This is a genomic window from Psychroserpens burtonensis DSM 12212 (assembly GCF_000425305.1).
Lineage (GTDB): Bacteria > Bacteroidota > Bacteroidia > Flavobacteriales > Flavobacteriaceae > Psychroserpens > Psychroserpens burtonensis.
In genome coordinates this window covers 93,214-105,880 of record NZ_AUDE01000009.1, presented here as the reverse complement: position 1 = coordinate 105,880, position 12,667 = coordinate 93,214, and the positions used below count along the sequence as shown (strand labels likewise).

The 12,667-nt window shown below is 32.4% G+C and carries 12 protein-coding genes; 5 read left to right on the top strand and 7 right to left on the bottom strand.

Features of this window, described 5'->3' with window-relative positions:
- Positions 1 to 8 precede the first annotated feature (8 nt).
- The 3 genes from H593_RS0103180 (at position 9) to rlmB (ending at position 2,878) form a co-directional block, all read left to right on the top strand.
- On the top strand, positions 9 to 872 hold the full coding sequence (locus tag H593_RS0103180; RefSeq protein WP_147231981.1) for a hypothetical protein: 864 nt from the start codon (positions 9 to 11) through the stop codon (positions 870 to 872).
- Positions 873 to 885: 13 nt separating this feature from the next.
- On the top strand, positions 886 to 1,929 hold the full coding sequence (locus H593_RS0103175; RefSeq protein WP_157588763.1) for a hypothetical protein: 1,044 nt from the start codon (positions 886 to 888) through the stop codon (positions 1,927 to 1,929).
- Between the two features lie 214 nt (positions 1,930 to 2,143).
- Positions 2,144 to 2,878, top strand: coding sequence for a 23S rRNA (guanosine(2251)-2'-O)-methyltransferase RlmB (rlmB, locus tag H593_RS0103170; protein ID WP_028871094.1), 735 nt, complete (start codon positions 2,144 to 2,146; stop codon positions 2,876 to 2,878).
- Here the strand turns inward: rlmB and H593_RS0103165 are convergent.
- On the bottom strand, positions 2,875 to 3,621 hold the full coding sequence (locus H593_RS0103165) for a rhomboid family intramembrane serine protease (RefSeq protein ID WP_028871093.1): 747 nt from the start codon (positions 3,619 to 3,621) through the stop codon (positions 2,875 to 2,877). The two genes, rlmB and H593_RS0103165, sit on opposite strands and share 4 nt — an antisense overlap.
- Positions 3,622 to 3,702: 81 nt before the next feature.
- On the opposite strand from H593_RS0103165, the gene H593_RS0103160 reads away from it, so the two are divergent.
- On the top strand, positions 3,703 to 4,983 hold the full coding sequence (locus tag H593_RS0103160) for a replication-associated recombination protein A (RefSeq protein ID WP_028871092.1): 1,281 nt from the start codon (positions 3,703 to 3,705) through the stop codon (positions 4,981 to 4,983).
- Here the strand turns inward: H593_RS0103160 and H593_RS0103155 are convergent.
- The 6 genes from H593_RS0103155 to H593_RS0103130 form a co-directional block, all read right to left on the bottom strand.
- Entirely contained in the window at positions 4,980 to 5,855 is an 876-nt protein-coding gene (locus tag H593_RS0103155; protein ID WP_028871091.1) for a hypothetical protein, read from the bottom strand. The two genes, H593_RS0103160 and H593_RS0103155, sit on opposite strands and share 4 nt — an antisense overlap.
- Positions 5,856 to 5,978: 123 nt before the next feature.
- Positions 5,979 to 6,668 carry a YjjG family noncanonical pyrimidine nucleotidase gene (locus H593_RS0103150; RefSeq protein WP_028871090.1) on the bottom strand — a complete coding sequence of 230 codons (690 nt, stop codon included), beginning with the start codon at positions 6,666 to 6,668 and terminating at the stop codon, positions 5,979 to 5,981.
- 51 nt (positions 6,669 to 6,719) lie between these two features.
- Entirely contained in the window at positions 6,720 to 8,027 is a 1,308-nt protein-coding gene (locus tag H593_RS0103145; RefSeq protein ID WP_028871089.1) for a polysaccharide deacetylase family protein, read from the bottom strand.
- Between the two features lie 22 nt (positions 8,028 to 8,049).
- Positions 8,050 to 8,748, bottom strand: coding sequence for a RadC family protein (gene radC, locus H593_RS0103140; protein WP_028871088.1), 699 nt, complete (start codon positions 8,746 to 8,748; stop codon positions 8,050 to 8,052).
- Positions 8,749 to 8,902: 154 nt separating this feature from the next.
- On the bottom strand, positions 8,903 to 10,651 hold the full coding sequence (locus H593_RS18425; protein ID WP_051229607.1) for an ATP-binding protein: 1,749 nt from the start codon (positions 10,649 to 10,651) through the stop codon (positions 8,903 to 8,905).
- Positions 10,645 to 11,826 carry an FIST signal transduction protein gene (locus H593_RS0103130; protein WP_084142255.1) on the bottom strand — a complete coding sequence of 394 codons (1,182 nt, stop codon included), beginning with the start codon at positions 11,824 to 11,826 and terminating at the stop codon, positions 10,645 to 10,647. Before H593_RS0103130 ends, H593_RS18425 begins: the two co-directional genes overlap by 7 nt.
- 187 nt (positions 11,827 to 12,013) lie before the next feature.
- On the opposite strand from H593_RS0103130, the gene H593_RS0103125 reads away from it, so the two are divergent.
- Positions 12,014 to 12,610: an FMN-binding negative transcriptional regulator gene (locus tag H593_RS0103125; RefSeq protein ID WP_028871086.1), complete on the top strand. Its 597-nt coding sequence runs from the start codon at positions 12,014 to 12,016 to the stop codon at positions 12,608 to 12,610.
- Positions 12,611 to 12,667 lie beyond the last annotated feature (57 nt).

The following is a 12,667-nucleotide window of genomic DNA, read 5'->3' as shown; positions in this document are numbered from 1 at the left end:
AAATGAAAATGAAAAAATTTAAATGTATTCTAATAACAATTCTAAGCGCTGGACTTATGATCTCATGTAGCATAGATGACAATCCTCAGCAGTTAGAAGCTGATTTAGGAACTACACCATATGTAGTAGGTTTTAATAACAGTGAAGCATCGCCTGCATTTTTAACAGATGGAGCGGTAAACATGTATAGCGAAAATATAGTTTTATTTGGTGGTGACGATTTTTCAACTAACCCAAGTATTACTGTGAATTTTGAAATAGATCCAACATCAACTGCCGTTGCAGGTACAGACTTTGATTTTGTTAACGGTTCTCAATCGGTAACTATTGCTGAAGACAGGGAATTTGCTGCACTTGATATTAATTTTTATTCGGAAAACATCAATATCGACAACCCGAAAGTTTTAATCTTAAATATTGCTTCGGCAGATAACAATGCCGTAATAGGTAGCCAATTTCAAACGTTAACAATTACCATAAACGGGATATGTTTTTCTGATATTGGAGGCCTGTATAATGTGACAACAACTTTTGGTTATCACGACTTCTTACCAGACTCTAATCCACTTACGATAGATATTGAAATCGAAGCCTTGGGAGACGGTTTATACAGAGTATTTGATATGTCTAGCGGCTTATACAGTTCTGGTCTTTATGCAGATGCTTATGGTACTGGACCTACTAGTTTTGATGTTATATTTTCAGAAAACTGTGGAGATATCTCTTGGCAAGGTCAAACCGATGGTTATGGCGCAGTCATACCTTTAGAAGGAGGCGTTAATTCTGTTGATGAAGATACTGGAGTGGTTACAATATCATGGTTTTGTGAAGCTTACGGCGAAAATGGAGTTTCAGTTTACACACCTCTTTAATACAAAAAATAATATGAAAAATATACATAAAAAAACAAGCTACTCTTTAATTATTGTATTCCTATTAGGACTCGTAACCTTTTCATGTGAAGATGACGATTCAATTCCTAGAAGAGGAAAACCAGAGTTAACACTTATGAGTAATTCGGTTACCGTAACCGAAGGAGAAACCGCTACATTTACGTTAGATGTAGAATATGCCGTTTCTGAAAAAATAGATATTAGAATTGATATCTTAGATATCGACGGAAATCCTGTGGTCACAGCAAACCCAACCGATGGAGATGCAACAACTGGAAATGGTTTTTATGATAGAGTTCAGTTTGAAGCTATTGAAGTTCCTTATCCTACCTGGTTTGAATCTGGTTATTTTGAATATGGATATCAAGGAGGATCAGGATATATAGCCTCCTTTCCTGCATTTACTGAAACTATTGAATTGAATATTGAAACCCTACAGGATTTTATTCAAGACGGAACTCAAACCATAAATTTAAGACTGTCTGCCACCTCGTTAATGCAAGCCACAATACAAGAAGATGTTACCCTAACAATTAATGACTTTGTCGGAAATGACTTAGTTACACGCTTGAATTGGGCCGGAGACTATCTTGATAGTGCTGCAGATCCTTGTGATATTAATTCTGGATTAGATATGGATTTAGAATTAATTTTTGACGGTGCATATGTACAAACAAGCTATAATGAGTGTCCCGAAGAACTAATCATTCTTAGTTCTGATACTGATGGTATTTATACAATTGATGCCAGTTTTTGGACTTCCAATGGTAATACTTCAGTAGATGGCAATAATATTCCAGTATCTATAGATTTCCTGAAAGCTGGAGTGTTTGTAGAATCTGTTGATTTATCATCAATTTTCCCCCTGAATGATGGAGGACTAAGTGATGGAAACGGAAACGCTATTACCTCTTTCTTTGTAGAAAAAACTGGAAATACCTATACTATTACTGATAGCAATAACACACAAATTGCGCAAGGTCGATTTGCAGATTACAGATTATCAATAGAAGAAAAGAGACTGTTAAAAAACTAATGCTCTAATAATATTAATAGCGAAAAACTATAATTATGAACCGTAAAAATTAAGCTGTAATAAATATATAAGCATTTAAGATTAGCATCTGTTTTTTTTTGCAAACATACTCTGGATATCGAAGTATTAGTAAAAAGATTATGAGTGAATAAATGTGAATTATAATATAAAAAACCATTCTATTTTTAGAATGGTTTTTTTATATCTTTGAGCCATGGAAAAAGAAACGACCATCTTTGGTATAAGAGCAGTAATTGAAGCAATAAAATCTGGTGAAAATATTGATAAAATATTTTTACAGAAAGGTTTGCGAGGAGAACTTTTTACTGAGCTAGAACACTTGTTGAACAAAGAACGATTAAATAGTTCTTATGTGCCTGTAGAAAAATTAAACAGGTTGTCAAAAAAGAATCATCAAGGTGTTATTGCCCAAATAGCTCCCATTACATTTCATGATATTGAAGAATTAGTAACTAGCGTTATAGAATCTGGTAAAGTTCCTTTATTTCTATTATTAGATCAGCTAAGCGATGTTCGTAATTTTGGAGCTATTGTTCGAACAGCAGAATGTACAGGGGTTTCTGGTATTATTATCCAAAAAAAAGGTGGTGCTCCCGTAAATGGTGATGCTATAAAGACGAGTGCAGGCGCGATATTTAAAATTCCTATTTGCAAGGTTGACCACATTAAAGATGCTGTTTTTCATATGCAAGCAAGTGGTATAAAAGTCATTGCGGCCACAGAAAAAACAGATAATACAGTTTATGATATCTCGTTCAAAGAGCCTTGTGCAATCATCATGGGATCTGAAGGTAAAGGTATAAATCCGTCAGTTATAAAAGTATCAGACGAAAGAGCGAAACTTCCTCTACTGGGAGAAATTGAATCTCTTAATGTTTCTGTTGCTTGTGGTGCCTTTTTATATGAAGCTATTAGACAACGTCGTTAGTCGTCTTTATTTTCTTTGAAAACATAAGTAATATGTGAGTTAATATCTTCGGAGATTGGCTCCTGCTCTACTTCTGGCTCTTTGAGTTCCATAAAATTACCGTTTTCATCAAAATGCCGTAGAAAAGGATCATCCTCTTCATTATAGTCTGGTTGCTGCCAAACATAACGCTCTGGCTTTGCGATGGCTTTTCTAAACACTATAGCGAACAATAATCCAGAGAGCAAACCACCAAGATGTCCTTCCCAAGACATACCATCCTTTACAGGAAAAGCGTACCAAATCATACTTCCGTAGAGAAAAATAACAATTAGCGACAAGGCTATCAACCTAAAATGCTTTGCGAAAATTCCTTTAAAAAAGATAAAGCTAACGAGTACATAAACTAATCCACTGGCACCAATGTGATTTGCTGGTCTGCCAATGACCCAAGTAAATAAACCAGAAAGTATTATTCCGAAGATAATAACCTTCCAAGAGATTTTTCTGTAGAAATAAAATAGTGCGACAGATAAAATAAAAAGAGGAATACTATTATGATACAAGTGCTCTATATCTGCATGAATAAAGGGACTTGTAAAGATACCAAGCAATCCGTCTAGCTGCTGAGGATAAACGCCTAAACGTTTTATAGACGGGAAAAATCGCACTTGCATCCAGAAGACCATCCAAATTGAAAGCACAAAAAGCAGAGGGTAGGCTATAACTCCTGTTGAATATTTAAATTGTTGTTGATTGCTCATATTATAAACTATTTAGCAAAATGCTCTCCATTTATCAAAACTATGAAATATTGTCACATTCGTTTTTTGTAATTTTACATTATGAACAAACCTTTAGCAGAACGATTACGACCGCAATCACTTGATGATTATTTAAGTCAGTCACATTTAGTGGGTAAAACTGGCGTTTTGACACAACAATTAAACCAAGGTGTTATTGCCTCTATGATTTTTTGGGGACCTCCAGGAACAGGGAAAACAACATTAGCTAACATTGTCGCTAATGAATCTAAACGCCCTTTTTACACGCTGAGTGCTATAAATAGCGGTGTAAAAGATATTAGAGAAGTTATAGATAAGGCAAAGCAAAGTGGTGGTTTATTTACAACTAAAAACCCTATTCTATTTATTGACGAAATTCATAGGTTTAGTAAGTCTCAACAAGATTCATTATTACAAGCAGTAGAAAAGGGTTGGGTGACATTGATTGGAGCAACCACAGAAAACCCAAGTTTTGAAGTCATACCTGCACTTCTATCTCGCTGTCAGGTTTATGTTTTAAAATCGTTTTCAAAAGCCGACTTAGAAGCCCTTTTAAATCGTGCACTAAAAGAAGACGTGATACTCAAAGAACGCAACATAACACTACAAGAAACAGAGGCTTTAATTAGACTTTCTGGAGGAGATGCCAGAAAATTACTAAACTTATTTGAGCTCATTGTAACATCATTTGATCAAAATGAAAACATTATAATTACCAATGAACTTGTCTCACAACGCGTTCAAAATAATATTGTACGATATGACAAATCTGGAGAACAGCACTATGATATTGTTTCTGCATTTATAAAATCTATAAGAGGTAGTGATCCTAATGCAGCAGTTTACTGGCTCGCACGAATGATAGAAGGTGGTGAAGACGTTAAGTTTATTGCACGTCGCTTATTAATTCTAGCTAGTGAAGATATTGGAAACGCCAACCCAACAGCTTTAGTTATTGCTAATAATGCCTTTCAAGCAGTATCTGTTATTGGGTATCCAGAATCTAGAATTATCCTAAGTCAATGCGCCACTTATTTAGCAACCTCACCTAAAAGCAATGCTGCTTATGAGGCCATAGGTAAAGCGCAACAGTTGGTTAAAGACACAGGGAATTTATCTGTACCTCTATCTGTTAGAAATGCACCAACCAAGCTCATGAAAGAATTAGGACATGGAGATAATTATCAATATGCTCATGATTATAACAACAATTTTGTGGCGCATGAATTTTTACCAGACGACATAAAGAACACTAAATTGTACAGTCCAGGAAATAATGCTAGAGAAAACGCTCAACGTGAGTTTTTAAAACTACGCTGGAAAGACAAATATGATTACTAAAATTTGAGATTTATTACGCTTAATTCTAAATTCCCTTCATTATACAGAGCATAAACCCACGAGCCCTCTTTATTATATACAATAGCATCTTTACCCTTTACGATATAGATATTAGGAGTACCCGTATTTAATAAAATCATAACTTTTTTAGGTTGCGTATCTACAATTTGAAATCCGTTATCTATGGGTTGAGCATAAAGAATCTCAGGTTTTGATGCTGATGGAATTTCGGGTATTACAGTTTCATTAACAACCTCCTTTACCCCTTCTTTAAGGTTCTTAACTGTATTTGGCACAACACGTTCTTTTACTTCGGAAATCGGCTGTACTTTATCATTCTTAGCCTTTAATAGTTCAACCTCTTTTTTAAGTTGTTCTATTTGTTTTACTTCAGAAGCATTCGTATTGCTTCTTTCAGAAACTGTAATATCTTCGTTTACAATATAGTTGTAATCTAAAGACTGGAAGGCCGTAAAAGCATCTCTTATGGCTATTTGATAAGACTTTTTATATTCTTTTACTTTAGTCTCTCCTATATCAGAACTAATAACAATATTCCCGTTACAATCTATTAAATCAATTTGCAGTTTAGTAATCAAAAACCCTTTAATTTTCTTAATATCAGATTTCAAACCTAAACATCTATTTTCACTTAAATCCTGTGGCAAATCATCGTCATCAAAAAAAGCGGTATACCCATATTTATTAAACAAAAATTTAGTTAACGAGCTCGTTTGATATTGATCTTGTGAGTTCAAAAAATCAAACTGCTTTGGCACAATTATGTACTTATAAGAATTTAGAGAAACCTGCGCAGCAAGTTGCGTTTGAAAGGCAATAAAGCATATAAGAATATAAAGCAATCTAGTCATCTGAATAAAATTAGGTTCATCACGAATTGTAAAGATACACTTTGCGACTTAGAAATATTTTGTAATTCTAACTAAATATTTCCCGTAGAATACAAATAAAAACACCAATATATAATGAGGTGCTTAGAGGTACTTTTTCAAATCAACAAGTTGAGTCACTTGTTTAATATGAGGCTCTGCATTAAAATTATGATAATTAAATAAAATCACATCCAACCCAACACCGATAGCACCTAAAATATCAGCTTCATAATTATCACCAATCATAATACTGTGGACTGGATTAGCTTTAGAAACTTCTAAGGCATGATTAAAGATAACTGGATTAGGCTTTTTCACACCTGCAGATTCAGAGTTTGTGATGGTTTTAAAATATTTCGAAAGATTAGAATTATCCATTTTTCGCTGTTGTGCCTCTTCAAAACCATTGGTAATGATATGCAAATCATACGCTTTCTGGAGATAATGCAAAACATCTAAAGCACCATCAAAAAGATGATTAAAAGTAGTCAAATATGTAATATAATCCTCTGATAATTGATTTACAATATCATCAGAAACTCTAAAACCGATGGCATCAAAAGAGTCTTTTAAACGCTTATATCTTAAATTCTCTTTATCTATTTTCTCTTCTCTATATAGTTTCCAATAATTTAAATTTATAGGCTCATAAGCCTTTAAAAAATCATTAGTATTGAGATTTAAAGAATGAACTTCAAATATTTTTTCAAATGTCAATGCTGAGTTTTTGTCAAAATCCCAAAGGGTATGATCTAGATCAAAAAATATATGTTTAATTCCGTTTAATTTCATTTGTAAATTGTTTGATGTATTTGAATGGTATGGAACAATGTTTAAAACTTATTATGATGCTGATTCGTCTACAGATTCCAATATTTGAGTAAATAATTGCTTAAAACCTGCCCATCTATCGTCAGGTCCAAAGGAATAATTGTGAAAAATTGGTGTAAACGTTCCATCGACTTTTTTCACTGTATTAATTAGACCTTGTAACTCTTCTTTTTTATCCAATTGCGATTGATATTTCAACAATGTGTAATCTAGACAATGAAACGAATTGACAAGCAATGGCGATTGCGTCTCATAGTCTAAATCATAAAATAAAAACGGTGTACAAGTCCCAGCTCTAAATCCAAAATGATCTAGATAACCCATTGTAAAATCCTTCTTTACTTCAAGCGCTATCAAATTGCGATACGATACTGGTAAATTTATTTTAGAGAACGAATTTCTTGTAGCTTCCAACTCGTAGTTTGTAATAGATTCTATTTTTTTCTTCTCTTTTTTGAGAATTGTAATATCATTTAGCGAAAAATAAGAAGCCTTTAACCCAACTTTACTGTAGTCTGCAACTGATTTAATAAGCGATATGAACTTCTTTTTATTAATATTTATATTTTTATCATACGTAGAATAATCGCCAATTAAGAAGAACACTATAAATTTGAATTTATATTGTTTTTGTTTATTTATTATCCATTTAAACGTATCATATGGATCTCGTTGAAATCCAAATAAGACTAAAATTCGTTGATATAGACTTCGCAATTTAAATCGAAACAAATCTGTTAAACAACCTCCAACAGTTCGTAATAAGCCCTTTTGTTTAAAGTAATAAGCTACAGGTACATCTATAACTGGTTGTACGTTATATTTTCTCTTCGGAAACGTGAAATCTTTAAACTTTTGTTCTAAGAGGTCTCTCAGGCTATAAGCCCAAATATCAACAACTGGTTGTTTTAAGAAATTCTCTTTATAAGCTAAACTTTCTGTTGCTGTAAATCGTCCATACGCATCTTTTACATGCGGCAGATATTCCTCATAACGACTCAACAAATAAAAAGATGCTGCAAAAATATCAAAAGGCAATGCACTCTTTTCTCCTGTAGGGAAAAAACATTTTGTGTCATTCCAGTTTTGCACATTAATATCTACATCTGATAAACCTTGTTCAAAAAGCAACTCGTGATTCCTAATAAACACCTCATTACTTAGTGGCTGTCTTGTATAAGACATTTTCATACTGTCATGTGCAATAAAATCTTCTATTGTAGTCGTAAAAGAAACAGGTATACCAAGAATTCTAGTACACAAATGCTTAAAGGCATAGCGAACTCTAGGTGTGATTTTATGTGTATAAACGAGTAGCAAGTTAGTTTAAATATGGGTTAGGTTATAATATGTTTTCATCTGCAAAACTAAAATATGCTTTTTCAGTTACAATAAGGTGATCTAAGACTTTAATATCTAAACTTTGCGCAGCTTCTTTTAATTTTTGAGTTAAATTTTTATCTGCTTCACTCGGTGTCAAAGTACCTGAAGGATGATTATGTGCCAATATTAAACCTACTGCACCAACTTCTAGAGCTGTCTTAAGAACTAACCTAACATCTACCAAAGTCCCTGTTATACCACCTTTACTAAGTTGATTTTTTTGGAGTACTTTGTTAGAATTATTGAGATAAACAATCCAAAATTCCTCATGTGGCAACTCTCCAATTATAGGTTGCATAAACTCAAAAACAGAGGCGCTAGATGTAATTTTCATTTGTTGAAGTGCTTCTTCTCCTCGTCGTCTTCTACCAAGCTCCATAGCAGCAGCAATTGAAATTGCTTTTGCCTCTCCAACACCTTTAAAGGTCATGAGTTGCTTTAAAGATTGTTTTCCAAGAGCATTAAGATTATTATCAACACTTGCTAATATACGCTTACTTAAGGCCACAGCACTTTCTTCTCTGTTACCAGAACCCAAAAGTATAGCAACTAATTCTGCATCACTTAAGATGGCTTTACCTTTATCTCTAAGTTTCTCTCTAGGTTGATCACCTTGAGACCAATTTTTTATCGAAAAAGATGATGGTTTGTCGTCCATGCAGTAAATCTACATAATTTTCAAAAAGAATAAGAATTGTTATCTAGATAACTTTGTGTATCATCTTATTCTGTATTTTAATAAACAACATATATGAAGCTGGAATCTCACAAAAAGTTACATGCCATTTTTATAAATACTATTTAGAAGTAAATTAAGTAATCTTTACGACATCAGGTTTATTACTATATTTTTTTAGTAACTCGTATAGTACTGTTGGATTAAAAGGTTTGCCCATAAATCCATCCATTTTATGAAGTTTTGTTTTTTCTTTAATATCTGTTTGTGCGAAAGCGGTTAAAGCGATTATTGGTAGATTTGCTTTTGTTTCATCTTCTAGACTTCTAATAATTTCTGTTGTTTGATATCCATTTAATTCAGGCATTTGTAAGTCCATTAATACAAGATTAAAGTCTACTTTTGAATTTTGGATATACTCGAGTGCCTCTTTACCATTAAATGCTATTTTATAATTTACTTTCCATTTTTCAAGAAATCGTTCCATAATAAGCACGTTCATCTTATTATCCTCAGCAACCAAAACATTCATGTTTAACGGCTCATATTCTGTTTGAATTTTAACCATTTCTGGTTCGTAAAGATTTAATCTATTAGTGACTTTATAGGTAATTTGAAAAGAGAAATTGGAGCCTTTACCTTCTTCGCTCTCCACGTTTAAATCACTACTCTGTAAATTCAATAATTTTTTGGTGATTGACAATCCCAATCCAGTACCTCCATATTTTACGGACGTTTCAGAATTAGCTTGCATGAAGCTTTCAAAAATACTACCCTGTCTTTCTTGTGGTATTCCAATCCCAGTATCTATGACCTTAAATTGGAGATTTATTTTATTATGACTTATACCTAAATTTTTAATCTTAATGATGATGCTTCCTGTTGCTGTAAATTTTAAAGCGTTGCTTAATAAATTATTTATTATTTGAGTAAGTTTCAGTTTATCACCAATAATATTATTAGGTAGTTTATTTTCATTAATAATATCAAATTCTATACCTTTTTGTTGGGTTCTTAATACAAAATGGGATTTAATATTTTCTAAAAAATTATTAAGACTAAATACTTTTTCATTCACCTTCATTTTACCAGACTTAATCTTATCAAAATCTAATAAATCATTAATCAAACCTAATAAATGCTCTCCAGAATATTTTAATGCTTTTAGATTTATAACCTGTTCTGGCAAATGATCTTCCATTAACAAAATATTCGTTAAACCGGTAACAGCATTTAGGGGTGTTCTAATTTCATGAGACATGGTAGATAAAAATTCGTCCTTAGATTTACTTGCCTTGTGCAATTCTATTTCTGTAGATTTTAAATTAGTTATATCTACCATAATACCAGTAAAACCTTTGGATAAGCCATCATGACCTTTTACAAGTTTACACTTCAATTCAAACCACATTAATTTTCCTTCTTTTTCTTTACGAAAAATAAATTCAATATACTTGTTGTCTTTAGAAAACAACGCACTAAACTCTTTATTACCCTCTATGTTTATTCCTTTTAGGAAATCTTTAAAAGATTTACCAATCGAATTTTCTATTGTAAACCCTGAATATTCTTCCCAAGCAGTATTTAAAAAAGTGAAGTTCCCATTAAGATCAGTTTCAAAAATAACACCTCCAACATTATCAATTAGGTTCTCTAATTTAGTTTTAGAAACGTCTCTTTCGTTTCTTAATTTTTGATTAGCTACAAATAATTCTTTAGAACTCTCCTCAAGAATATTTTCAACATGCTTTACATCCTTATCAAAACTATTATAGGCATCATTAACCGAGTTTAAAAAAATGGCAAAATCTGGATTAGCCAAGAGATTTAAGTTAGCTTTTCGAATCTGTCTCTTTAATAATCGATGATATTCATTATTTAACATTCCGAAAGTGTTGTTATTGTCATGGTTTGATTGTGTAATTCACAAGGTGAAAACTCACCAAATGGTGCAATTTCTCCATAAGAATAAAATCCTGTTATTTTTGGCTTATTACCCAGAATGCCTCTTACAACTTCAACTTCTTCCTCAACCAATTGTTTTAAAACCAGTCTTCGACCAACACAACTTATAAGTATTGCCAATTCACATGATTCATTGACATGTTGTTTAGCAGAAATAGCAGAGTCTTCAGCACCATCAATTAATCGATCTATGTTTGCTTTCATTAATCGGACATACGATTTTTGAGGTATATTACCAGCAAAAGTCAAACTTTGATCTTCTTCATTAACTGCCAATATCGTTCTTACTAAAGGTGTTTCATTTTCATTGTTTCTCATGCTCAACGGAAACAAGAGACCTGAACTTGGTAAATTTTGAGCTTCGTCGCCTAAAAATGATTTATAAATTTCTAAAGCTGGTAAACCATCTAATCCAAACAATACATTTTTCTGAGATTTAGTAACCAACCTTTCAATCCCGAAACTATTCCATCCTCCCCTAGAGCTAAAACCTACTTTTAAATCTTCTCCATAAAACCCAAGACCAATAATGGTCTTGTCACACATTTCATTATTTTCAATTATATATGTTTTATCAAAGGCAGATCCATCGGCTGCCAACCCACCAGTAATACTTACATTAGGTAGCTTTGATTTTAAACCAGAAACTAAGTCTGCTCCATTAACATTTAATCCGTCGCTGAGAACAATTACATGTTTTAAGTCTGTACTATAAAGTTGGCTTCCTATTTTTTGACCAGCTTCAAAACTGCGATCCATAGATTTTATTTTAACAGAGACCTTATTTAAATTAGTTTTTTGGAATTGGATGGCGGTTAAGGATATCGTTTTATCCTTGACGGTAACGTCTGATATTTCTCCTGCAGTGGAGCATCCCGTGATTATGGCATTAGGGTGACTTTTGACTAAAGAACTTAAAAGTATTTTAGTCAATTTAAACTCAGGTGATACAAAAAGTAAGAATAAATTAGCATCAATATTAATAGATTCTAAACTCTCGAACCAATTATCTTGAGTAATGGATAGCTGTTGAACTTTCATAAATAGGTTATTAGGGATCGTGAAAATAAGCAATTCATCGCTTAAAATGAACATTTCGTCGACATTTTAATGATTTATTTTTGATTATGAAAATATTTTAACCCTTTTAATCATATGGTTAGCTAAATAATTCTTAATAATATTGATATATTATTTTGACAACTACCGAAATCATTATTTCAAAATAATCCCTTTTTAATTACACAATAATTGTAAATTTCAAACACAATTAATATATAAAATGAATTACCCTCCAAAACATCATCAGGATAATAACAAAGCGCATTTATATGAAGTTATTAAGACGTATCCTTTAGCTACGCTCATTTCCGTAGAAAATAATAAGCCATTGATAACGCATTTACCATTAATTTTAGAGGGCGAGAAACTCATTGGTCATATTGATATTAATAATCCGCAAGCACAGCTTTTAAAAGACAATAACGACGTTACCATTCTATTCTCAGGACCAGAGTGTTACATATCACCTAGCTTATTCAGCACTACTCAACTACCGACATGGAACTATATTAAATTACATCTCAAAGGACATGTAAAAGCTATAGAAAGTAATGCTGCTTTAAAACAATCCTTAATCACTATGACTGAGTTTCTTGAAACTCCAGATCATAAATATGTGTTAGAACCCGATAATCCAAGACTAGATCGCAATCTAAATTATATTGAAATGTTTGAGATTGAAATCACCTCTTGGGAAGGTAAATTCAAATTATCGCAGGATAAAAAACCTAGTGATATTAAAAATGCTAGGCAAGAATTAATTAGAGCTAATCAAGAGAGTGTGACACAGTTTTTGGATAAAGTATTTATCTCTTAATAAATTATTATTTTTGGCACAAGTTTTGGATTAAGCACTTTTTTAAATAGAAACCAT

Coding starts and splice junctions, on each gene's coding strand:
- H593_RS0103180 (WP_147231981.1), top strand. CDS start 9: ATGAAAAAATTTAAATGTATTCTAATAACAATTCTAAGCGCTGGACTT.
- H593_RS0103175 (WP_157588763.1), top strand. CDS start 886: ATGAAAAATATACATAAAAAAACAAGCTACTCTTTAATTATTGTATTC.
- rlmB (WP_028871094.1), top strand. CDS start 2,144: ATGGAAAAAGAAACGACCATCTTTGGTATAAGAGCAGTAATTGAAGCA.
- H593_RS0103165 (WP_028871093.1), bottom strand. CDS start 3,621: ATGAGCAATCAACAACAATTTAAATATTCAACAGGAGTTATAGCCTAC.
- H593_RS0103160 (WP_028871092.1), top strand. CDS start 3,703: ATGAACAAACCTTTAGCAGAACGATTACGACCGCAATCACTTGATGAT.
- H593_RS0103155 (WP_028871091.1), bottom strand. CDS start 5,855: ATGACTAGATTGCTTTATATTCTTATATGCTTTATTGCCTTTCAAACG.
- H593_RS0103150 (WP_028871090.1), bottom strand. CDS start 6,668: ATGAAATTAAACGGAATTAAACATATATTTTTTGATCTAGATCATACC.
- radC (WP_028871088.1), bottom strand. CDS start 8,748: ATGGACGACAAACCATCATCTTTTTCGATAAAAAATTGGTCTCAAGGT.
- H593_RS18425 (WP_051229607.1), bottom strand. CDS start 10,651: ATGTTAAATAATGAATATCATCGATTATTAAAGAGACAGATTCGAAAA.
- H593_RS0103130 (WP_084142255.1), bottom strand. CDS start 11,826: ATGTTCATTTTAAGCGATGAATTGCTTATTTTCACGATCCCTAATAAC.
- H593_RS0103125 (WP_028871086.1), top strand. CDS start 12,014: ATGAATTACCCTCCAAAACATCATCAGGATAATAACAAAGCGCATTTA.